This is a genomic window from Verrucosispora sp. FIM060022 (assembly GCF_003977705.1).
Lineage (GTDB): Bacteria > Actinomycetota > Actinomycetes > Mycobacteriales > Micromonosporaceae > Micromonospora > Micromonospora gifhornensis.
The window spans coordinates 544,751-566,324 of record NZ_RQIV01000002.1 but is presented as its reverse complement, the minus strand read 5'-3'; the positions used below and the strand labels follow the sequence as shown (position 1 = coordinate 566,324).

Genomic DNA, 21,574 nt, shown 5'->3' with positions numbered 1-21,574 from the left:
GTGGGTGTTTCCCTCCAGCTCACCCGAGATCGGCCGCGAGCCGTGGGCGGACGACCCGCCCCCGGCCGGTGGCGCGGCACCGTCGACCGGCCCGACCGTGGAGAACGACGAGGCGCGTCGCTCCGGCGGCCCGCGACGCCTGCGCCGTGGCGGCTCGGCACGCCGCTCCGACGAGGCGCTCGACGGTGACGACGAGGAGGAGACGGAGCCGCCGGTCGAGGTCAGCCGGCAACTCTCGCTCGCCATCGCCGGGTTCGCCGCGCTCCTCGGCCTCGGCCTGGTCCTCGGTGCGCACACGTCGGGGCCCGACCACCGGTTGCCCTTCACGTTCGTCGTGCTCACCGTGCAGATGCTGTTCCTGCTGGGCTGGACGATGGTCACCCGACCACCCGCCCTGCCGGTGGTGCTCGGCGTCGGCGCACTGTCCGCGTTGGCGGCCGACGCGGTGGCCGTACGCAGCTCCGAGGCGCGACTCGGGCCGCTGCTCTACATCGCGATCGGCGCGGTGCTCGCCACGGTGCTCGGTCAACTGGTGCGCCGGGTGGACCGGGTCCGGGTCACCGACTCGCTGCGGACCACCGCCACCATCATGTTCGGCACGGTCGCCTTCGCCACGCTGATCGTGCTGAGCCGGATCCCCGCCGGCACCCAGGCCATCGTCGTCTGCCTCACCGCAGGCGCGGTCACGGTGGCGGTCGCCCGCGCGACCGACGCCTTCGCCGCCTGGCCCCGCCTCGCACCCCAGGTGCCCCGGGGCGCAGCGGGCGTGGTCGGCGGGGCGATGGTCGGTACGTTGGTCGGCGCGGTGCTCGGCAGTTACCTGGTCACCCCGTTCACTCCGACCAGGGCCGCGATCCTCGGTCTGGTCGCGGCGGGGGTCGCCGTGCTGGCCGACCTCGCGGTCAGCTACGCCGAGGCCGGCCGGTTGATGGCGGGTGAACAGCCCACCGTGTGGGCGGCCCGGCATGTGCAGGGGCCGTTGGGCGCGCTGGCGATGGTGGCACCGGCCGCGTACCTGATGTGCCGGCTCCTGCTGTGACCGACCGCTGCGGCACCGGCGGTGATTGAGCAATTCGGGCTCCGGGTAACACTCGTGCGCCGGCATCGGCGTACGTCAGAGACAGTCGGCGTACGCGCCGGCGTACGTGAAGACAGGAGGCGGCGTGGACCACGAGCAGACGTACGACCGGCGACCGCGGCGACGGGGTCGCAAGCTACTGATCGGGTTCGTCGTCCTGCTGCTGGTCCTCGCCGGGCTGGTCGTCATCGCCGACCGGGTGGCGGCCAGCGTGGCCGAGCGCAGAATCGCCGACGAGGTTCGCCAACAGGTGGCTCGCCAGCAGGCGCAGTCCGCGCCGCCGGAGGTCGAGGTGGGCGGGTTCCCGTTCCTCACCCAGGTCGTCGACGGGCGGTACGAGCGCATCACCATCCGGATGCGTGACGTGCAGGGCGCAGTGCAGGGCGACGCGATCTCGCTGCCCAGCCTCGACGTGGACGCCCGCAACGTGCGGGCCTCGCTGGACACCCTGCGTACCGGTCAGGGCGACGTGGTGGCCGAGACGGTCAACGGCACCGCCACCATCAGCTACCAGAGCCTGGCCGCCCTGCTCGACCGGGAAGGGCTGACCCTCGGTGAGCGCAACGGGCAACTCGCCGTCACCGCCCCCCTGGACGTCCTCGGTCAGCAGCTCACCGTCACCGGCGTCGCCGACATCGTGGTCAGCGACGAGGGGCAGATCGCCCTGCGGTTCGCGGACCTCGACGCCGAAGGGCTGCCCAGCGCCCCGCTGGCCCGTACGTTGCTGAACAACTTCGCCCGCAGCATCTCGGTCGACGTGCCGCTGCCGGAGTTGCCGTTCCAGCTCACCGTCCGGGAGGTGCTCCCGCAGCCCCAGGGGCTGACGGTGACCGCCGATGCGCGGGACGTACCGATCAACTCGGTTGGCTGACCTCGGGCTCAACGTCCCGGATGCTGGTCGGGCCCCTGGAGAAAATTGGGATCACTGGTAGGCTCCCTGGTCATGGGGACGCTCCTCACCAAACGGCGCGCGGTCGACCTGTGCCGCGTGGCCACCTGCCTGTGTCGCCCCGTCATCTGACGGCGGGGCTGCTTCCGGCCGCATAGCGGCCATCGGCACTCGGGGTTTGCGTACTCCATCCCGGTGCACCCACCGGACGCCCGGCAGCGGCGCCGTCGCACAAACCCGTGATCCGTTCCTAGCTATGGGTCCCGCGCGTGGTGCGACAACTTGAACATCCCACAGCCTCCGCGCGCTGGCTCACCATCCATCCTCACCAGGGAGTGATCTGATGAGTCGCGACACCGCACTCGTCTCGGCCGACTGGGCCGAGAAGAACCTCGACGCCCCGGGCGTCGTCTTCGTCGAGGTCGACGAGGACACCTCGGCCTACGACACCGGCCACCTGGCCGGCGCCATCAAGCTCGACTGGAAGACCGACCTGCAGGACCCGATCCGGCGGGACTTCGTCAACAAGGCCCAGTTCGAGGCGCTGCTCTCCGAGAAGGGGATCAGCAACGACGACACCGTCATCCTCTACGGCGGCAACAACAACTGGTTCGCCGCGTACGCGTACTGGTACTTCAAGCTCTACGGCCACCGCGACGTCAAGCTGCTCGACGGCGGTCGCAAGAAGTGGGAGCTGGACGCCCGGCCGCTGGTCAAGGACACCGTGACCCGCCCGGCCACCCAGTACGTCGCCAGCGAGCCGGACAACAGCATCCGGGCCTTCCGCGACGAGGTCGTCGCCGCGATCGGCACCAAGAACCTGGTCGACGTGCGCAGCCCCGACGAGTACGCCGGCCGCCTGCTCGCCCCCGCCCACCTGCCGCAGGAGCAGGCGCAGCGCGGTGGCCACATCCCGACCGCGATCAGCGTGCCGTGGTCCAAGGCGGCCAACGAGGACGGCACCTTCAAGTCCGACGACGAGCTGCGCAAGCTCTACGGCGAGGCGGGGCTGGACGACGGCAAGGAGACCATCGCGTACTGCCGGATCGGCGAGCGCTCCTCGCACAGCTGGTTCGTCCTCCAGGAGCTGCTCGGCCACCCCAACGTGAAGAACTACGACGGCTCGTGGACCGAGTACGGCTCGCTGATCGGCGTGCCGATCGCGCTCGGCGATGAGCCGGGGGAGGCCTGAGATGACCGCACCCACCGCCGCTGGTTGCGCTGCACCCGACCAGGCCGCGCCGCTGCCCGCCAGCATCGATCTGGAGAAGGAAACCGTCATCACCGGTGTCGTCCACTCCGCGCAGGGCGAGGCGGTGCCGGGTGCGTACGTCCGACTGCTCGACTCCACCGGTGAGTTCACCGCCGAGGTGGTGACCTCACCGGTCGGCCAGTTCCGCTTCTTCGCTGCGCCCGGCAACTGGACCCTGCGGGCCCTGTCCCGCCACGGCAACGGCGACATCGCCGTCACCGCCGGTCGGGGCATCACCGAGGTGACCGTCACGGTCGGCGACTGACCCCCCGTACCACTGGCCGCGTGGCCCGTGTCCCTCCCATCGTCGGGGGACCCGGGCCACGCGCCGTTCCCGCCCCGACGAGGGAAGGGCAGGCGGTTTCGCAACAACGCCGAAGTTGCTGGGTGCGGGACCGGTCGATACCGCAACATCGCCGTACCTGCTGGGCGTGGTCCGGGGCGATGCTGCTGGCCTGGGAAGTGCGTACGGCCGCCGGGTTGCCCCGACGGCCGTACCGCGTGTGGTTGTTGCTCTTTCGAGCTGGCGCTCGCGCGATCAGCTGATCTTGCGGCGGGCCTTGGCGCCCAGGTTGGCGACGGTCACCAGCAGGGCGCCGAGCCCCAGCAGGATGCTGCCGACCAGGCCGACGGCGGCCGTCGAGGCGCCGGTCAGCGGGAGGTCCTGGTTTGCGGACATGTGTTCACCTCCCTCACCCCTTCGCACCGACGGCGATGCGGGCCGGGGAGTCCCAGACGCATCGTTCGACGGTGGGTTGACGGATCGCCTTCACCAGGGCGTGCACGAGGATCACCCGGTACAGCAGGTCAGCGACGATGATCACTGGTAGGAAGAGCGGAAGCTGCGGGTGGCGGAGCCGCCAGGCGGCGATCCCCACCCAGATGCCGTGGCCGGCCAGCAGGAACAGCAGGCCGGGGAGCAGCCCGGGGCCGGCGGTGGCGATCAGCCAGAGGGTCAGCGGGCCGCCGGCCACGTAGAGCAGCCAGTGCAGGATCAACAGAAGGTACGCGTAGTCGAAGCGGGTCGCGTACCGGCCGACGCGGTGACCGATGACGCCCTGGAAGGTGCCCCACATCCAGCGCAGGTTCTGCCGGTACCAGTCGCGCAGGTTGGTCGGGTCCTGCAGGTGGGCCAGGGCGCGGGGTGCGTAGACGACCCGGCCGAGGTTGCGTCGGTGGGTCTCCAGCACCCAGTAGGTGTCGTCGACGATGTACGGCGGCTGCGTGGGCAGCACCACGTCGAGCAGTTCGGTCCGGTAGATGGAGTTCGAGCCGGAGATGCAGTTCATGACGTTGAAGTGGCTCTGGATCCGGCGGATCACCGCCTGGTACATCCAGTAGCTGTACGCCCGCTTGGCCAGCCACGGGTTCCAGCGTCGCTCGGGCGGCCACCAGGTGGCGTTGTGCCCCACCACGATGCTGACCTCGTCGGTCATCTTGTCCAGCGCGGCGGTGACGAAGTCCGGTGCGACCACCACGTCGTCGTCGAGGATGGCCACTGCCCGGTAGCGACGGCCGAGTTCGAAGGCCTCGTAGGCGGTATGCAGGGCGGCCGGCTTGCCGACGTTGTGGGTCAACGGCAGAACCCAGGCACCGGCCCCGGCGGCGAGTTCGGCGGTCTCGTCGGTGGAGGCATCGGAGACCAGGTAGACGTCGCTGCCGGTGGCCCGCGCCGCGCGTACCGTCGCGGCGATCGTGGCGGCGCCGTTGCGGCAGGCGATCAGGATGGCGACCTGGTCCGCGCGTACCGGCCCGTAGAGCGGGGGGCGGGCGGCGTGGCGCGGCTGGTAGCCCACGGCCGGACGGAGGAAGCCGTACCCGAAGGAGCCGATGATGAGGAGCAGTACGAGACTACTCACAGTAATCGATACGGTCAGCAGAACTTCGGGCATAGGGGGTCAATTCGCAGGTAGGGGGGAGGTGAGCGCTACTCGCGTTGGAGGTTCGCCGATAACGCTAAGTGATATTTGATAGATCGCCAAGTCTGGTGATCAAATTCGGCCGATCGGACCATCCGTGAATGTCCTCGCGGCGGCGCGGAGCCGCGAACCAGCAGGCCAGGCTGGCTGGCCGGGCTGCCCGAAGTGCCACCGACCCGCCCGTTTGACCGGGTTCAGGACCCTCCGCGACCAGGCGCTCCCCGCCGAAGTGGTCTTCGCCACCCCGGCCGTTCCGCGCGGATCCCCCCCGGCAGAAAGCGGTGGCCGCCGGTCGATGAACGACCGGCGGCCACCAGAAGGTTGTCGGATCAGATGCCGGTGGCTCTGGTGCAGGTGGAAGCCGGGTCGAGGGCGAAGTTCAGCGTGCCCACGATGCCCGCCTCGATCTGGTGACGTTGCACCTGCGGAACCCAACCGTCCTTGGCGACGATCACCTCGTACCGGCCTCGCGGCAGCCACCAGGCGTACTTACCGCTGGCGTCAGCGGTAAGCGTGGTGCCGGTGCCGGCCGAGATCAGGTTCACCCGCACGATCGCCGGGATGCCGACGGTGACGCCGCCGCAGGTGGTACCCGTGACCGTGCCCTGGATCTTGCCCCAGTTGTTCGGCGGGGACACGTTCATCTCCACCGACACCGGGGTCACCGGATAGGGGGTGTTCGAGGCGATCGCCAGCTCACCGGCGTACCGGCCCGGCTGGAGGACGCCTGCCTCGGTGGTGGCGTCGAGCGTCACGGTCACCGTCCGGGACGCGCCCGGAGCGAGCGTGAAGGTGCTCGGCGACGTGCTCAGCCAGGGCAGGTCCGCCTCGGCTGCGCAGAGGTCCAGGCCACCGAGCCGCTCACTGTCCGGACTGCCCACGAACGAACTGGGCGAACCACCGATCTTGTACGCGCCGCAGGCGGCGGCGCCCCGGTACCTGCCGAACCGGGCGTTCGGCAGGTCACGCCACGCCCCGGTGGCCGGGTCGAAGGCGACGGTGCGGTTGGTGACCGCCGTCGACCCGTCGGTCACCCCGCCGGCCAGCACCAGCAGCCCGCCGGCCGCCGCGTACTGCGAGCCCCACAGCTCCAGCGGCATGCTCGGCAGCGGGCTCCAGTTGTCGGCCGCCGGGTCGTACCGGTAGGCGTCGGTGTACTCGGTGCTGCCCGTGCCACCGGCGCAGTAGACCGAGGATCCGATCCCGCCGCAGGACAGCCAGGACACCGGATGCGGGTAGTTGGCACCGGTACGGAAGGAACCCGTGGCCGGGTCGAAGATCACTACCCGGTTGCTGTCGGTGCAGGTGGCGTCGGCGCAGCCACCGACCAGGTAAACCTTTCCGCCGAGCACCGCCGCGCCGGCCGCCGCGACCGGGGTCGGGTTGGTGGCACCCGGGACAGTGCTCCAGGTGCCGGCGGCCGGGTCGAAGACGTCGACCGTGGCTACCGTGTTACCACTGCCACCCCATCCACCGATCACGTAGAGCTTGCCGTTGACCGCTGCCGCTGCCGGCTTCGAGCGGGCCACCGGCAAATCGGGCAGAGCGGTCCAGGCGTTGGCGCTCGGGTCGTACACCCAGGCCTTGCGTTCGGTGCCGGTGCTGCTGCCACCGCCGACCGAGTAGACCTTGCCGTCCAGCCACGCCCCCGCGTTGTCGTAGATCGACGCGGGAAGCTTGGCGATCTCAGTCCACGCGTCGTCGGCGGCGGTCGAAGCGGACTCCGGCGCGGCACCGCCGTACGCGATACCGGACCGCTCCTTGCTGATGCCCTTCATCTTCTGCACCTGCAGAGGCGCGCCAGCACCCTGCGTGAGCAGCGCGAACTGGCCGGAACGCTCCAGCAGATCCACCTCGGCCGGCGCGCTACCGGTGTTGCGTACCGTCACCGTGGTGGTCCGTACGAGGCCGTGCCGCTGGTGCGACTCGATGCTGGTCGGGCTGACCGTCACCCGCCCGGCACCGAGGGCGAAGTTCGTCCGCTTCACCCCGTCCTCGACCACCGCGACGTCCTTGGTGACCGACTGGTACGGCGTTCGGCTGGCGGTGAACGGCCGGGTGCCGGTCAGGGTGGAAAAGATCCAGTAGAAGCCGTCCGGCTGGGCGCCGTCCTCCGGGGTGGCCGTCGACACCGCGCTGTCCTGCGGCTGGTCGTCGCTGACCACCGTCACCCCGTTGATCGCCTCACCGGTGTTGCGGTCGGTGGTGTTGCCCACCACCAGGCCGCCCGGCACCGGCGTGCACTCCCGGTTGACCACCTCCACGTCGTCCACCTGCCACCACCAGGCGAAGGTGCCCTTGAACCGGAATCGGACCAGCGCCGACTCGGCGTTGGCGGCCGGGGTCAGCGGCACCTCCTCGACCCGGGGCCCACGCCGGCTCGACGTCTGGTGCCAGACGTTGGTCCAGGTCGCTCCGGCGTCGGTCGAGACGTCGATGTCGGCCGTGTCGGTGATGCCGACCGCCCGCCAGTCGCTGCGGAAGCGCAGCACCGGTGCGGTCGCGCCGGACAGGTTCAGCGGCGGGGCGACCAGGTCGGTGTCCTGGGTGTTGCCGCTGCCCAGGGCGTCACTGTCGATGATGGCGAACCCGCCCGAGCCGCCGGTCAGGTTGCCGCGCGAGCGCGGGTCGTTGAAGACCCAGCCACCGGAGGCGGTGCGGTTGGTCACCGTCCAGCCCGACGGCGCACTCGTGCCGTCGAAGCTCTGGGTCAGCAGCGGAGCACCGAACTGGCCCGAGTAACCGGCGGCGACGCAGCTCGCCTCGACCGGTACGGCGATGTTGGCCGTCACGTCCCGAGCGGCCACCGCCACGTCGCGGGTGACGGCCTGATAACCCGGGTACCGCGCGGTGACGGTGAGCCGGTACGAGGTGCCACCCGGCGCGGTGAACGAGTAGCGCCCGGTCACCGGGTCGGTGAAGATCGGACCGCCGGGTCGACCGGCCACTTCGATCCGCGCGTACAACGGCCAGCCGTGACCGGAAGCGTCGGTGACCTTGCCCTTCACGGTGACCGTCGGGTTGGCGGTCAACGCGAAGTCGCGGGTGACGGCGCCGCCCTCGGCGACGGTGACGGTCGCCGACTGGCCGACGTAGCCGTAGGCGCTGACCGTCACCGTGCTCTCGCCGGCCGGCACGCTAAGCGTGTACCGACCGTCGGGGCCGGTGCTGGTGGTACGGGTGCCGTCGGTCACGGTCGCCCCGTTGACCGGGTCGCCGTCGGCCGCGTCGGTCACCCGGCCGGTGACCCGGCCGACCGAGCCTCGGGGTGCGTCCCGGACCGCCGCGTACGCGTCCAGCCGGCCCTCGCCGAAGATGTTGTTGTCGGCCGGGGTGCCGCCACAGGTGGTCGCGTCGACGTCGCGGGCCGTGCGGTCCAGCAGTTCCTCGGTGCCGGCGATGTCCCCGCGCAGGCTCGGCGCGGCGGACCAGACCAACGCCACGGTGCCGGACACGTGCGGGGCGGCCATCGAGGTGCCGCTGGCCGAGGCGTACCCGCCGTTGCGGACGCTGGAGCGTACGTTGCTGCCGGGCGCCGCGACGTTCGGCTTGATCAGGTCGGTGCCGGAGCCGCGACCGGAGAAGCTGGCGATGGCGTTGTTCACGTCGTAGGCCCCGACCGCGTACGCGTTGGCGTTGTCGCCGGGGGAACCGGCGCTGCCGCAGCTCGGGCCGTCGTTGCCGGAGGAGAAGACGGGGAACATCCCGGCGGCCCGCCAGGCGGCGATGGTCTGCTGGTACCAGGGGTCACCGCCGTCGCCGCCCCAGGAGTTGTTGACGATGTCGGGACGCAGATCCGGCCGGGGGTTCTGGCCGTTGGCGTCGGTGGGTGCGAGCACCCACTGGCCGGAGGCGAGCAGGGAGGCGTCGGAGCAGCTGCGTGCCTCGCAGCCCTTGGCGGCGATCCACTTCGCGCCCGGTGCCACCCCGATCTGGTTGCCGGCCCCGTCGTCGCCGACCATGGTGCCCATCGTGTGGGTGCCGTGGTCGTTGTTGTCGCAGGGCGCGGTGCCGGTGCAGATCCCGGCCGGGTCGAACCAGTTGTACGCGTGGTCGAAGCTGCCGCCGAGGTTGCCCCGGTAGGAGGCGACAAGTGCCGGGTGGTCGTACTGCACACCGCTGTCGATGTTGGCCACCACGATGCCCTCACCGCGGTCGCCGAACTCCTCCCAGACCCGGGGTGCCCCGATGTTGGTCAGCCCCCACTCGACGGCGGCGGTACGCGCCCGGGTCGCCTCGCTGGAGGTCGGCAGCAGCAGGGGGTAGCTGCGACTGGGCGCGATCCGGGACACCTCGGGCCGACCGGCGATCTCGTCGACCAACGCCTTGTCGCCCTCGACCCGGATCGCATTGGCGATCCAGTACGCCGTGTGCGGCACCTTCCGCTCGTCGAGCAACTCGCGCAGGTCGGCCTGGCTGCGGGCGGCGGTGCTGGTGAGCAGCCGGTGCACGGCGCGGGCCCGCTCATCGGCATCGCGCGTCCTGGCGGCCTCGGCCAGCGGTGCGGTCTCCCGCAGGTAGACCAGGAACGCGGTGGTGTCGCTGGTGGCGAGCCGGTCCACCAACGCCTGGTCGACGGTGGCCCGCTGTGGTGCCGGCTGCGGTGCCGGCGCGGCGACCGCGGGCTGTGCGGTGACGGCCAGCAGCGCAGCGGTCGCGATCGCCACCGCCCGCCATCGTGGTGACCGTGCGGATGGTCGTGTGAACAAAGGTTCCTCCCCCACGTCGTCGTCCCGATCGACTCGGGCCGGGCATCCGCGGGCCGGGTCGTGACACCGCGGAGCGGTCGGACGATGTGGGTGGCTGGTGGTGGTGCCCGCCCGCTGAGAGTCATGCTTCTGCGCCGACGATCAGTGATCAATGGAAGATGTCGGTCAGTACTCGGTCAGTGACGAGGCGCAATCCTGACCGTTAGGCTCACTGCCGGGAGCCATCGGTGGCCGTCGTTGTCGATTGGTGGGAAGTCGCAGGTCAGCGCGGGCTCGTGGGGAGGCAACGTGTCCGGTGTGGAGATCCCGATCCTGGTCTGCGTCAGCTCCGACGCCGCTGTTCGGCAGCGCGTGGTCCAACGACTCGACGGTGTGGGTCCGGTGGTGATCTGCGCCGACCTGGCCCAGTTGCGAGCGATGTTTCCCGAGCCACCGGGCGAGCCCGACCTGACGGATGTCCGACCTCCTGAACGTCGGCCCGACGCCGCGGACGGCTGGCTCGATCTCGTCATCGACCGGGCCGGGCACCTGGTCAGCTGGCGAGGCGTACCGCTGGGACTGACCCGTACCGAGCGGGAGTTGCTCGCCCGGTTGGCCAGCTCGCCGGTCAGCCTGTGGAGTTACGAACGGCTGTTCGCCTCGGTCTGGGGCGGCGCCTACCTCGGCGACACGGCGATCCTGCACTCGGCGGTCAAGCGACTGCGCCGCAAGCTGCGGGCCCTCCCCGGTGGGCCCCAGGTGCAGACCGTCCGCGGAGTCGGCTACCGCCTGACCGCACCCCCCGACGCCGTCGAGGACCAGAACTGACACCGCACCGCTGACCCGGCCCGGGAAGAGTCGCCGCGCGTGACACCATGGCCCGGTGAGCAGTACAGCCCCGACGGGGTACGCCCCTTCCGCCGGCCCGCCGCCACCCGATTCCGGCCCTGGCTGGCCGCGGTGGCTGGTCGCGCTGACCGTGGCCTGGGCGGTGCTGCTCGCCGGCCTGACCTGGCACTCGGCCCGCAACGATCCGCCGACGGTCCGCGAGCAGCGCACCCTGGCCCAGGCCGTGCCGCGGGTGGACGCCGCGATCGGCGAGCTGGTCGCGGCGGCCTCCGGCACCGTGTACGCGCTGGCGCCGGCCGAGATCGAGCAGGGCTGCCGGGTCACCCCGTTCGCCGATGGCGCGATCCTGCGCCGCCACGTCGAGCTGGCCGTGCCGGCCGGTGAGGAGCGGGCCGTGCTGGAGCGGGTCGCCGAGGGACTGCCCTCGACCTGGCGGGCCGGCGTCCGGCTCACCTCCGACGGCCCCCGGCTGCGCGCCGACGCGGGGGAGTTCGTCACCGTTTCGGGTCGTACCGTCGCCGACGGCCGGGTGCGCCTGAGCGTCGAGACGGGCTGCCGCCCAGCCGACGTCGTAGTCGCTTCGTTCCTGCCGGGGTACCCTCCGGGCCCCGAGTCGACGGCCCTGGCCGCCGCGCTGGCCGCCCTCGGCGTGGAGGCCGGAGAGCCGGACGAGTGGGTGCAGGTGGTCTGCCCGAGCGGCGGGGTGGCGCGTACCCTCCGGGTCGACCTCACGGCGGCGGCGGAGTCGCCCCAGGCCGCGCTCGCGCCCCTGGCCGGTGGGACACCCGTGGTGGCCACCGACGAGCTGTACGCCTACCGGCACGACGGCGTGGCGGTGCTGGTGGAGCTGTACGAGGACCGAACGGTCCTGGCGGCCACCACCGGCTGCGCCGGCTGAGGCGCTGCCCTCACTCGTCGTCGCGGTTGCGGCTGCGGCCCAGCGCGTCCACCCGACCCCACCGGCCGGGAATGTCCAGCAGTTCCACCCGGCCCATGCCCTGCGGCACGTACGGGTCGATGATCAGGTGTTCACCCTCTGGTTCGAGCCCGAGCAGGACCCGCAGCAGCAGTAGCGGGGTGCCCGCCGACCATGCCTGCGGGCTGCACGCGGTCGGGTACTGCACCGGAAACTCGGTGAGGTCGCGTTCGTAGCCGGCGAACGCCTCCGGCAGCCGGCCGTCGAAGTAGCGCGAGGCGCCGAGCATCGACTCGCAGATCTGCCCGGCCTCCTGCCGGAAGCCGTACTTCCACAGACCCCAGGCGATGATCGAGTTGTCGAACGGCCAGACCGTCCCCACGTGATAGCCGATCGGGTTGTAGCGGCTCTGGTCGTCGCCGAGGGTGCGGACCCCCCAGCCCGAGAACAGCCGCGGTCCCAGCAGGTGCTCGACGACCCGGGCGGCCCGCGACTCGTCCACGATGCCACTCCACAGCAGGTGCCCCATGTTGGAGCTGAGCGCGTCCACCGGAGTGCCGTCGCCGTCCAGCGCCAGCGCGTAGTACTCCTTGTCCGGCAGCCAGAAGTCCCGGTTGAACCGTTCCTTCAGCTCGGCGGCCTCCCGCTCAAGCTGGTCGGCGTACTGCGGGTCGTTCCAGAACAGCCGGGCCATCCGGGCGCCGCGCAGCTTCGCGTCGTAGGCGTAGCCCTGCATCTCGCAGGTGGCGCGGGGAAAGCCCGGCAGCCGCCCGTCGGAGTAGGAGATCCCGTCCCAGGAGTCCTTCCAGCACTGGTTCTCCAGCCCGTTGCGAGGGTTGCGGGTCTGATACCAGAGGTAGCCGGTGCCGAGCAGATCACCGTACGTGTCGATCCAGGCCAGCGCTGCCCGGGCGGTGTACTCCAGCTGTTTGACGAGCTGGCTGTCGCCGGTCCACCGTTCGTACTCGTCGAGCAGGATCAGGAACAGCGGGGTGGAGTCGGCTGAGCCGTAGTACGGCGAGTGCGGCTGCTCCTCGAACCCGGCGGTCTCGCCGTAGCGCAGCTCGTGCAGGATCTTGCCCGGCTCCTCGTCGCGGAAGTCGTCGATCCGGTGGCCCTGCAGTCCGGCCAGCATCATCAGTGTGGGCGGAATGGTGTCCGGCAGGAACGGCAGCACCTGCAGTGAGGTGATGATGCTGTCCCGACCGAACAGCGTCATGAACCACGGCAGCCCGGCGGCCATCAGCCGGACGCCGAGGGCGATGGACTCGTACCGCAGCGCAGCCAGGTCCTCCAGGCTGCGCTGGTACGCGGTGGCCAGCGGCTCGCAGTCGCAGCCGAGTTTGGGCGCGTTCGCGACGAGCTCCGCGTGTTCGGCCTGAATGGCCGCCGTGCTGCGGCTGCCCGCCATCGGCAGTCGGGTCCGGACGTCCTGACCCCGCGGGCCGTAGATCACCGTGGTGATCCCCAGCCGGGTGGTCCATTCGCCGTGCGGACCGATCCGGATCGAGAAGGTCATTCCCCGCTTGTCGATCGCCGCGGGTGCGCTGCTGCGGACCACCGTCTCGCGGTGGAACGCCTCCCGCCGGTACGCCAGGCGCAGTGCTTGATCCTCGACCGTGACGGTGAGGTCGCCCTGCTTGCCCCGCGTGTCCTTGATCTCGAACAGGTCGGCGAAGTCGGCGGCGATCTCAAGCCGGACGGTGAACGTCATGTCCTGCCCGGAGTGGTTGAGCACGGTCAGGTCCTCATCGAAGCTGTCGCCGATGGCCCGGCTCCGGATGATCGAGACCTTCGTGTCCAGGAAGTGGGTGGGTTCGCCCGGCACGAGGAAGTAGCGGGTCCGGTAGGACTCCGCGTCGTCGACGGACAGGGGCTGCAACCGCTCGCCGTCGAGCAGCAGCAGCCAGGTGGAGAGGAACCGGGTGTCGAAGGCGAACAGGCCGGTGGGAAAGTCGAGGGAGGGCTCGATGTCCCCACAGCGATCACTGACCAGGAAGGTGTTGCCGTCCAGGATGCTGACAAGCTCCTTCACCGGGTCCGCCTGACCTTCTCCCGGGCGACCTCGCGCGGGTCCCTGGTGTCGGGCGCGGGCGGGAAGAACCGCCGGAACGCCAGGAACAACATCACCCTGCCGCTGAACGTGCTCTCGTTGCGAAACAGCGCGGCCAACGCATGAGCCCGGCCGGTCACCAGCCGGTCGAACAGGTCCACGCTGCTGTACCAGATGGCGTCGGCCTCGGCCGGCCCCTGGTCGACGTCGACAGCGCCCGGCCGCATGCGGAGCACCCAGTGCTCGGTACGGCCATCGTCGGCGAGGTCGATCCGTAGCGTGCCGGTGAGCGGGGCGCGCAGCACCTGCGGGGCGCGGGCGGGCAAGGTTGCAAAGAACTGCTCGATCGCCTCGGTCACACCCGAATCGTAGGCATTCGTCCGAGTTGCCGGGCAGGTTCCGTCGGGCTCAGTAGACGAGCGCCTGCGCTCCCTCGGTCATCGTCTCCTCCACGAACACCGCCGCGCCGGCGATCCGGATTCCCGGGATGACGTCGTCGGTGCCGATGTCCCGGCGGGCCGCGCACTGGGTGCAGGCGGTCACCGTGCCGGTGGTGAGAATCACGTGCAGCAGCTCGGCCAGCGGCGCCGAGTGCGGCAACTCGAAATTCTGCGCCCGTCCGGGCAGCGCGAACCAGGTCGATTCGCCGGTCAACCAGAGCGAGACGTGCACACCGGCGGCAGCGGCGGTGGCCGCCACCGTGAACGCCTGGGCACAACGCTCGGGCGCATCGGCTCCGGCGGTGGCCTTGACGACGAGAGAGCGGGCCATGGTGCCCAGCATAGGATGAGCCCGATGGTCACCGAGATCGGGTTCGTCAGCCTGCTGGTCGCCGGCCTGGGCGCGCTCGCCGGTGGCCTGATCTATCTGGCCGTCCGCATCTCAAGAGGCAAGTGAAGCGCGAGGAGTGAGCCGGTTCTGCGAGCCCCGCAGTCGCGAACGAAGGTAAGTGCCGTGAAGCGCGAGGAGCGAGCCGGTTTTGCGAGCCCCGCAGTCGTGAACAAAGGTGATGCTGTGAGTGACGACAATCCGTTGGCACCGCCGCCGTGGCTGAACGCGCCGCCGGTCGACCCGTACCCCTACGAGGAGAGCCACGACCTGCGGGTGGGGCCGAAGCTGCACCCGAGCCTGGACGGCCTGCTGCCGTACATCGGGGTGTGGCGGGGTCGGGGCCGGGGTGGTTTCCCCACCATCGAGGACTTCGACTTCGCCCAGGAGATCCGGATCAGCCACGACGGACGGCCGTTCCTGTCGTACGAGTCGCGGGCGTGGATCCTCGACGAGCAGTCCCGCCCGGTGCGCCCGGCGGGACGGGAGGTCGGCTGGTGGCGGCCGGTACTCGACGGTGACCGGGTCACCGACGAACTGGAGGCGCTGCTGACCGTCCCGACCGGGGTGATGGAGCTGCACATCGGTCGGCGCAAGGGCACCCAGATCGAGTTCGTGACCGACGCGGTGGTGCGTACCGCCACCGCCAAGGAGGTCACCGCCGGGCACCGGCTGTTCGGCATCGTCGAGGGTGCCCTGCTGTACGCGCAGGACATGGCCGCCGTGGGCCAGCCGCTGTCGCCGCACCTGTCCGCCCGGCTCATCCGGGTCGCCGGCTGACCCGGCGGCGGTCAGGGCAGCGGAAAGCCGAGCAGGTCCCGCAGCGCGTGGGTACGCGGGCTGCGGGGCAGCGGCTCACCGTCGAGGGCGTGCACCTCCACCAGGCCGCGGACGGACGAGGTGAGCCAGACGGCGTCGGCGTCGCGTAGCCCGGCCGGGGTGACCATGCGTTCGGCGGCCTGGCAGCCGACCTGGTCGGCGTTGGCGAGCAGCCAGGCGACGGTGGTGCCGGGCAGGATGCCGGTGCGCCCGGCCGGCACCGTGCAGAGCGTGTCGCCGGTCGACCAGACCACGTTGGCGGTCGGCCCTTCCAGCACGTAGCCGTCGGAGGAGACCCAGAGCACGTCGTCCACCCCGGCACGGGCGGCCCACCGGCGGGCCGCCGTGCTCGCCCCGTACGACGTCGACTTGATGCCGGCCGGCAACCAGTCCAACTCGGGGCGGGCGTCGGCGGGTACCCCCAGGCTCAGTGTGGCCACCCGTACCCCGTCGTGTCGGGCCTGCCGGACCGCGGCCGGGACGGCCGTGAGGGTGGCGTACACCGTCGGTGGGCCGCCGCCCTCGGGCCCGCGGGTGCAGACCAGCCGCAAGGCGCCCTCGACCTCGGCCGGCCACCCGGCGGCGACGGTTTCCAGGAGCTCGACGAGCGCCGCGTCGTCGGGCAGGGGCAGCTCCACCGCTGCGGCGCCGGCGCGCAGCCGGGCCAGGTGCGCCTCGCGCAGCCAGGGCCGTCCGTCCCGCAGGTGCATGGTCTCGAACAGCCCGTCGCCGCGCAGCACCCCGAGGTCGTCGCCGCGCAGCACCGGCTCGGTGACCGGTAGCAACCCCCGACCGAGTACGCCGATCCGTGTGACCTCCACAACTGGGCAGGATAGTGGGCAGTGGTCTCCGTCGAACGCTTCGGAGACGGCCGAACTATGATCGGAGGGTGTCCGAATCCTCCCTCGCGGAACTGCTCCGCTCCCGTGGCCTGCGGCTGACGGCGCAGCGGCAGCTGATCCTGCAAGCGGTGCTGGACCTGGGGCACGCCACGCCGGAGCAGGTGCACACGGCGGTGCGCGAAGTCGCCGCCGGGGTCAACATCACCACCATCTACCGCACTCTCGAACTGCTGGAACGACTCGGCCTGGTCACCCACACCCACCTGTCGCACGGGTCGCCGACCTATCACGCGGCCGGTGAGCACCAGCATGTCCACCTGGTCTGCCGCGAGTGTGGCGCGATCGACGAGATGGACCCCGAGTTGATGCGCCCGCTGGCCGAGCAGTTGGCGCGGGAACGTGGCTTCCGGATGGACATCGGCCACGTCTCCTTCTTCGGCAACTGCGTACGGTGCGGGGACGGGAGTCCGAAATGATCGACATCGCGGGTGCGGTGGCCGTGGAGAGCATCGACGAGTCCAGCCGCGACCAGCCGGAGCCGGCGCACGTGGCGGCCGGCGTGCGCCCGGTGGCGGCCCACTACGGCGACCCGATGCGCGAGCAGCGCCTGCTCGACACCGAGGTCGGCCTGGTGGACCGATCCCACCGGGGCGTGATCGCGGTGCCGGGTGCGGACCGCATCTCCTGGCTGCACACCCTCACCACCCAACATCTGGCCGAGTTGGGCCCTTGGCAGGGCACCGAGCTGCTGGTGCTCTCGCCGAACGGGCACATCGAACAGCACGCCATGGTCGCCGAGGACGGCGACACCACCTGGTTGGACACCGAGCCGGGTGCGACCGAGGGCCTGTTGACCTACCTGGAGAAGATGCGGTTCTTCAGCCGGGTCGAGCCGCGTGACGTCACCGCCGATCAGGCGTTGCTGTCGCTGGTCGGGCCCCGGGTGGCCGAAGCGCTGGCCCTGCTCGACGTGCCCACGTTGAACGCACCGGACGTCAGCGGCGTGCCGGGGCCCAAGTTCCGCTCCGGCGAGGTGCCGCCCCGACCCACCGCCCGCTACGACGTCAAGCCCCTGCCGTCGGGCGGGTGGGCGCGACGCGGGCCGCTGGGCGTGGACCTGCTGGTGCCCCGGACCGCGATGGACCAGGTGGTCACCCGGTTGCGCGACGGCGGGGTCGGGGTCGCCGGGCTGTGGGCGTACGAGGCGGTGCGGGTGGCCGCCCGACGGGCCCGGGTCGGTGTCGACACCGACCATCGCACCATCGCGGCCGAGGTCGACCTGATCGCCCCGGCCGTACACCTGGACAAGGGCTGTTACCGGGGGCAGGAGACGGTCGCCCGGGTGCACAACATGGGCCGTCCGCCGCGTCGGCTGGTGCTCCTGCACCTGGACGGGGTGACCACCGACCAACTGCCGGTCGCCGGCACCCCGGTCGATTTCGCCGGGCGTACGGTCGGCTTCGTCGGCACCGCCGTGCACCACCACGAGCTGGGTCAGGTCGCGCTCGCGGTGATCAAACGTTCGGTGCCCGACGACGCGGTGCTGCGCGTCGGCGAGAGCGCCGCCGCCATCGACCGGGAGTAAGGAAGGGCACCCTATTAACGCCTCCGGTAGAGGCCGGGCCCCCTGTTAACACCAGTACCTTCAGCGGGCGTTCTAGGATCGCCGGCATGACAACAGGGACGTTGATCACGGTTGCCCCCACCGGCGCGGAGTCGGCCAAGACGGAGGTACCGGCGCTGCCGGTGACCCTGGACGAGCTACTGCTCACCGCCAAGGAGTGCGAGGCGCTCGGCGCTTCGATCATCCACGTCCACATCCGCGACGACGACGCCCGACCCACCCTCGACCTGGGACGACTGCGGGCCACCGTGGCGGCGTTGCGGGAGAGCACCGACCTGATCGTGCAGCTCTCCACCGGCGGCGCAGTCACCGACCCGGAGGCCGACCGGCTCGCCGTGCTGGACGCCGCCCCGGACATGGCCTCCTGCACGATGGGCACCGTCAACTTCGGCGACGACGTCTTCCTCAACCGCTGGGAGTTCATCGTCGACCTGCACACCCGGATGCAGGAACGCGGCATCGTGCCGGAGTACGAGATCTTCGACCTCGGTCACCTGACCGCGCTGCGCCGCCTGCTCGACAAGTACGGCCTGCCGCACGGCGGTCACGTGCACGTGGACTTCGTGATGGGCGTACCCGGCGGGATGCCCGGCACCACGGCGACCCTGGTCGCGGCCCAGCAGATGCTGCGCGACCTGCCCGAGGGCACCACCTTCTCGGCGACCGGCATCGGGCGCAGCAGCATCCCGGTGATGCTGGCCTCGCTGTCGGCCGGCGGCCACCTGCGCGTCGGCATGGAGGACACCGTGACGTACGCCAAGGGACGCCCGGTGGAGTCGAACATGCAGCTGGTCGCCCGGGCGGTCGGCTTCGCCCAGCTCGCCCAGCGTCCACCGCTGAACACCACCCAGGCCCGCGAACTGCTCGGCCTGTAAGGGCTGACCCCGCCCGGCGTTGCTGTACACCCGGAGGGGGAGTCCCTGCTCACCCCGACGTCGGCACGCCATCAACCGTCGGTACCGTCCACACCGTGGGAAAGACGTACGCGGGCGGGGTGCCGCTCGCCGAGGTGGTCCGGTCCGACTTCGTGGAGGGCGTGCACCGCGGCTCGGTGGTGGTGCTCGACGTGACGGGTGCCGTGCTCGACGCGGCCGGTGACGTGAGCGGGCCGATCTTCCCGCGATCTGCCAACAAGCCGATGCAGGCGGTCGGCATGCTCCGGGCCGGGCTGCCGCTGACCGACCCCGCCGACCTGGCGTTGGTGGCGGCCAGCCATGCGGGGGAGGAGTTCCACCTGGCCCGGGTCGCCCGGCTGCTCGCCGATGCCGGGCTCGACGAGGAGGCGCTGCACTGCCCGCCGGACCTGCCCGTCGGCGAGCAGGCGCGGGAGGCGGTGCTGCGAGCCGGCGGCGGCTCCACCCGGATCCAGATGAACTGCTCCGGCAAGCACGCCGGGATGCTGCTGACCTGCCGATCCGCCGGCTGGCCGGTGGACGGTTACTGGCGGCCGGAGCACCCGTTGCAGCAGCGGTTGCGCGACGCGATCGAAGACCTCACCGGTGAGCAGGCGGCGGCGGTCGGCGTGGACGGGTGCGGCGCACCCGTGTTGGCGGTGTCGTTGACCGGGCTCGCCCGGGCGTACCTGCGGTTGGTGTCGGCTGAGACTGGAACCGTGGAGCGGACGGTGGCCGACGCGATGCGGGCGTACCCGGAGATCGTCGGCGGCACCGAGGCGGACGACACCCGGCTGATGCGCGGCGTGCCGGGACTGCTGGCGAAAGTGGGCGCGGAGGGCGTGATCGCCGCGGCCGTGCCCGGTGTCGGTGCCCTCGCGCTGAAGATCGACGACGGTGCGGGGCGGGCCCGGATGCCCGTGGTGACCTCCGCGCTCCGCCGACTCGCGATCGACGCCCCGGTGCTGGCCGAGTTCGCCGAGATCCCCCTCTTCGGCGGCGGCCTCCCCGTAGGCACCATCCGCCCCCTCTGGTAACCCCACCCCCCTCCTTCCCCCCTCCTTCACGCCCGCCCGTGCCCTGGTCCGCCCGTGCCGCTGTGGTCCGCCCGGCGCTGTTGTCGGCGCGCGCCCTGTTGCCCGCGATCTTGCACTTTTGGTCGCTGATTCGCGCCGTTTGTGGCATTTGCCCCGACAGAAAGTGCAAGATCGCGGGTGGGGGTGGGGTGCGGGGGGGTGGGGTGAGGCTGCTAACTGTGGCTAGCGGATTGCTTGCAGGTGCTAGCAGAGCGAGCTAGCGTTGAGTCATGGCCACTTCCAAGGACCTTCCCGACGTCGGCGGGTTCATTCGTGACCTGCGGCGAAACGCGAAGATCTCGTTGCGGCAGCTTGCCGAGCAGGCCGGGGTCAGCAATCCCTACCTGAGCCAGATCGAGCGAGGGCTGCGCCGACCAAGTGCCGAGGTGCTCCAGCAACTCGCCAGCGCGCTGCGGGTCTCGACGCCGGCGATGTATCTGCGGGCCGGCCTGCTCGATGACAAGGAAGGCCAGGGCGTGCTGGCCGCCATCGCGGTCGATCCGGACCTGACGATGGCGCAGAAGCAGTCCCTCACCCAGATCTACGAGACCTTCCGCCGGGAGAACGCCCGGCTCGCCGAGGCCACCGCTGCCGCGGCCGATGCTGCCCCGGGTGGACCGGCCACCGCCACCCCAGGCGGAACCGCCACCACCGGGTCCGCCCCGGTCGGCCCCGTCCACGGTACGGACACCAGTGGCGAGGAGATTGTGCCGATCACCGCGCCCGACGTGGCCAACCTGGCCGCGACCGGCCCCACCACCCCTGAGGGCACACCGACCGAGGCCGTCCTTGAATCGGTCGCCGTGACCGAGGCGGGTCCCGCTCCGGCACCGGCCCGCCCCCCTGCCAAGAAGGCCGCCCGCAAGGTGGTCCGCAAGGCCGCCGTCGCGGCCGAAGAGGAGAAGTCGTGACTCAGCCGAAGACGAACCGTATCCCCGCTCCGATCTACGCTGCCGCCGGTGCCGGTGACCTCGCCCTGGAGCAGCTGCGCAAACTGCCCACGGTGGTCGCCGAGCTGCGCGAACGGGTCGCCAGTGACGGCAGCCGGGTCGCCAACGACCTCGGTGGCAAGGCCGTCGTGGCCGGGTTCGAGCTGCGCCAGAAGGCCAACGAGAAGCTGCGCAACGCCAACCTGACCGCCGAGTCGCTGCGGCGCAACGCCGACCTCAACCGCCTGCGCGAGGCCGCCGATCTCAAGCGCCTGCGTGAGGCAGCCGACCTCAACCGGCTGCGTGAGGCAGCCGATCTGGACCGGCTGCGTGAGGTCGCCGACTTCAACCGGCTGCGGGAGGCGGCCGACCTGGATCGGCTGCGGGAGAGCGCCGACTTCAACCGGCTGCGTCAGGCGGCTGATCTGGACCGGCTGCGTGGCCTGGCGGCCCGTAACGCCGCCGTGGTCGTCGCCGGTGCCCATGCCGCGCAGGAGCGCGCGTTGGCCGTCTACAGCAAGCTGGTGACCCGGGGCGAGCGGGCGGTCGGCACCGGAGTGCTGGAGGCCGCCGACACGGTCAACGCCGACATCGAGGCCACCCAGGCCAGCGTGCAGGCCGCGCCCGCCACCACCGAGGCCGCCGCGACGACCGAGATGGCCACGACGAAGAAGCCGGCTGCCAGTGTCGAGTCGGCCGAGGTGCCGAGCCCGGCCGAGGTGGCCGAGATCGCACAGGCCAAGCCGGCCGCTGCCAAGAAGGCCACCCGCGCCAAGGCGACGACCCGGCAGCCGGCCGCGAAGCGGACGGCAACCCCGTCGGCGAAGCTGCCCGGGGCCACCAAGCGGACCCGTCCGGCCGCCGAGTGACCACCTGCCGGCGACCCCGGTGACCGTCCTGTCGGACGGATCCGGGGTCG

At 71.2% G+C, this 21,574-nt stretch carries 22 protein-coding genes; 15 read left to right on the top strand and 7 right to left on the bottom strand.

Features of this window, described 5'->3' with window-relative positions:
* Window positions 1–4: 4 nt before the first annotated feature.
* The 5 genes from EG812_RS09200 (at window position 5) to EG812_RS09185 (ending at window position 3,484) form a co-directional block, all read left to right on the top strand.
* Entirely contained in the window at window positions 5–1,039 is a 1,035-nt protein-coding gene (locus EG812_RS09200) for a hypothetical protein (RefSeq protein ID WP_126711322.1), read from the top strand.
* 124 nt (window positions 1,040–1,163) lie between these two features.
* A complete protein-coding gene (locus EG812_RS09195) occupies window positions 1,164–1,949 on the top strand; it encodes an LmeA family phospholipid-binding protein (RefSeq protein WP_013736146.1) in 786 nt (261 codons plus the stop codon).
* A gap of 72 nt (window positions 1,950–2,021) precedes the next feature.
* Window positions 2,022–2,099, top strand: coding sequence for an Ms5788A family Cys-rich leader peptide (locus EG812_RS30050; protein WP_311202345.1), 78 nt, complete (start codon window positions 2,022–2,024; stop codon window positions 2,097–2,099).
* Window positions 2,100–2,310: 211 nt separating this feature from the next.
* The gene (locus tag EG812_RS09190; RefSeq protein WP_013736145.1) at window positions 2,311–3,159 is read left to right on the top strand and encodes a sulfurtransferase; all 849 of its coding nucleotides are present in this window, start codon (window positions 2,311–2,313) and stop codon (window positions 3,157–3,159) included.
* Between the two features lies 1 nt (window position 3,160).
* Window positions 3,161–3,484 carry a DUF1416 domain-containing protein gene (locus EG812_RS09185; protein ID WP_013736144.1) on the top strand — a complete coding sequence of 108 codons (324 nt, stop codon included), beginning with the start codon at window positions 3,161–3,163 and terminating at the stop codon, window positions 3,482–3,484.
* Window positions 3,485–3,757: 273 nt separating this feature from the next.
* On the opposite strand, the gene EG812_RS29265 is transcribed toward EG812_RS09185, so the two are convergent.
* The 3 genes from EG812_RS29265 to EG812_RS09175 all read right to left on the bottom strand — a co-directional run bounded on the left by EG812_RS29265 (window position 3,758) and on the right by EG812_RS09175 (window position 9,847).
* Complete coding sequence (locus EG812_RS29265) at window positions 3,758–3,898, bottom strand: hypothetical protein (protein ID WP_013736143.1); 141 nt, start codon at window positions 3,896–3,898, stop codon at window positions 3,758–3,760.
* 13 nt (window positions 3,899–3,911) lie between these two features.
* Entirely contained in the window at window positions 3,912–5,078 is a 1,167-nt protein-coding gene (locus tag EG812_RS09180; RefSeq protein WP_013736142.1) for a glycosyltransferase family 2 protein, read from the bottom strand.
* Between the two features lie 389 nt (window positions 5,079–5,467).
* Entirely contained in the window at window positions 5,468–9,847 is a 4,380-nt protein-coding gene (locus EG812_RS09175; RefSeq protein ID WP_126711320.1) for a S8 family serine peptidase, read from the bottom strand.
* Window positions 9,848–10,135: 288 nt separating this feature from the next.
* Here EG812_RS09175 and EG812_RS09170 point away from each other — a divergent pair, with 288 nt between their 5' ends.
* Window positions 10,136–10,654, top strand: coding sequence for a winged helix-turn-helix domain-containing protein (locus tag EG812_RS09170; protein ID WP_013736140.1), 519 nt, complete (start codon window positions 10,136–10,138; stop codon window positions 10,652–10,654).
* A 55-nt stretch (window positions 10,655–10,709) separates the two neighbouring features.
* Window positions 10,710–11,573 (top strand): hypothetical protein, encoded by an 864-nt coding sequence (locus tag EG812_RS09165; RefSeq protein WP_126711319.1) that lies wholly within the window; start codon window positions 10,710–10,712, stop codon window positions 11,571–11,573.
* A 10-nt stretch (window positions 11,574–11,583) separates the two neighbouring features.
* Here the strand turns inward: EG812_RS09165 and EG812_RS09160 are convergent, their stop codons facing one another.
* The 3 genes from EG812_RS09160 to EG812_RS09150 are packed head-to-tail and all read right to left on the bottom strand — an operon-like array spanning window position 11,584 to window position 14,427.
* The gene (locus tag EG812_RS09160; protein ID WP_126711318.1) at window positions 11,584–13,626 is read right to left on the bottom strand and encodes an amylo-alpha-1,6-glucosidase; all 2,043 of its coding nucleotides are present in this window, start codon (window positions 13,624–13,626) and stop codon (window positions 11,584–11,586) included.
* Window positions 13,623–14,003, bottom strand: a complete 381-nt coding sequence (locus EG812_RS09155) for an SCP2 sterol-binding domain-containing protein (RefSeq protein WP_013736137.1) — start codon at window positions 14,001–14,003, stop codon at window positions 13,623–13,625. Before EG812_RS09155 ends, EG812_RS09160 begins: the two co-directional genes overlap by 4 nt.
* Before the next feature lie 49 nt (window positions 14,004–14,052).
* The gene (locus tag EG812_RS09150; protein WP_013736136.1) at window positions 14,053–14,427 is read right to left on the bottom strand and encodes a DsrE family protein; all 375 of its coding nucleotides are present in this window, start codon (window positions 14,425–14,427) and stop codon (window positions 14,053–14,055) included.
* 12 nt (window positions 14,428–14,439) lie between these two features.
* On the opposite strand from EG812_RS09150, the gene mtfM reads away from it, so the two are divergent.
* Window positions 14,440–14,541, top strand: a complete 102-nt coding sequence (gene mtfM, locus EG812_RS29920) for a small membrane protein MtfM (protein WP_013736135.1) — start codon at window positions 14,440–14,442, stop codon at window positions 14,539–14,541.
* A 117-nt stretch (window positions 14,542–14,658) separates the two neighbouring features.
* Window positions 14,659–15,252 (top strand): heme-binding beta-barrel domain-containing protein, encoded by a 594-nt coding sequence (locus tag EG812_RS09145; RefSeq protein ID WP_013736134.1) that lies wholly within the window; start codon window positions 14,659–14,661, stop codon window positions 15,250–15,252.
* Window positions 15,253–15,263: 11 nt separating this feature from the next.
* Here EG812_RS09145 and EG812_RS09140 read toward each other — a convergent pair whose 3' ends face one another.
* Complete coding sequence (locus tag EG812_RS09140; RefSeq protein ID WP_126711317.1) at window positions 15,264–16,112, bottom strand: aminotransferase class IV; 849 nt, start codon at window positions 16,110–16,112, stop codon at window positions 15,264–15,266.
* Between the two features lie 68 nt (window positions 16,113–16,180).
* Between EG812_RS09140 and EG812_RS09135 the strand changes: the two genes are divergently transcribed.
* From EG812_RS09135 to EG812_RS09110, 6 genes are all read left to right on the top strand, one after another.
* Window positions 16,181–16,609, top strand: a complete 429-nt coding sequence (locus tag EG812_RS09135; protein ID WP_013736132.1) for a Fur family transcriptional regulator — start codon at window positions 16,181–16,183, stop codon at window positions 16,607–16,609.
* A complete protein-coding gene (ygfZ, locus tag EG812_RS09130; protein ID WP_126711316.1) occupies window positions 16,606–17,718 on the top strand; it encodes a CAF17-like 4Fe-4S cluster assembly/insertion protein YgfZ in 1,113 nt (370 codons plus the stop codon). Before EG812_RS09135 ends, ygfZ begins: the two co-directional genes overlap by 4 nt.
* Window positions 17,719–17,804: 86 nt before the next feature.
* A complete protein-coding gene (locus EG812_RS09125; RefSeq protein ID WP_043722058.1) occupies window positions 17,805–18,632 on the top strand; it encodes a beta-keto acid cleavage family enzyme in 828 nt (275 codons plus the stop codon).
* A 95-nt stretch (window positions 18,633–18,727) separates the two neighbouring features.
* Entirely contained in the window at window positions 18,728–19,687 is a 960-nt protein-coding gene (locus tag EG812_RS09120; RefSeq protein WP_126711315.1) for an asparaginase, read from the top strand.
* Between the two features lie 269 nt (window positions 19,688–19,956).
* Entirely contained in the window at window positions 19,957–20,637 is a 681-nt protein-coding gene (locus EG812_RS09115; RefSeq protein ID WP_013736128.1) for a helix-turn-helix domain-containing protein, read from the top strand.
* Window positions 20,634–21,524 (top strand): hypothetical protein, encoded by an 891-nt coding sequence (locus EG812_RS09110; RefSeq protein WP_013736127.1) that lies wholly within the window; start codon window positions 20,634–20,636, stop codon window positions 21,522–21,524. The genes EG812_RS09115 and EG812_RS09110 overlap by 4 nt, the downstream gene beginning before the upstream one ends.
* Window positions 21,525–21,574: the final 50 nt, after the last annotated feature.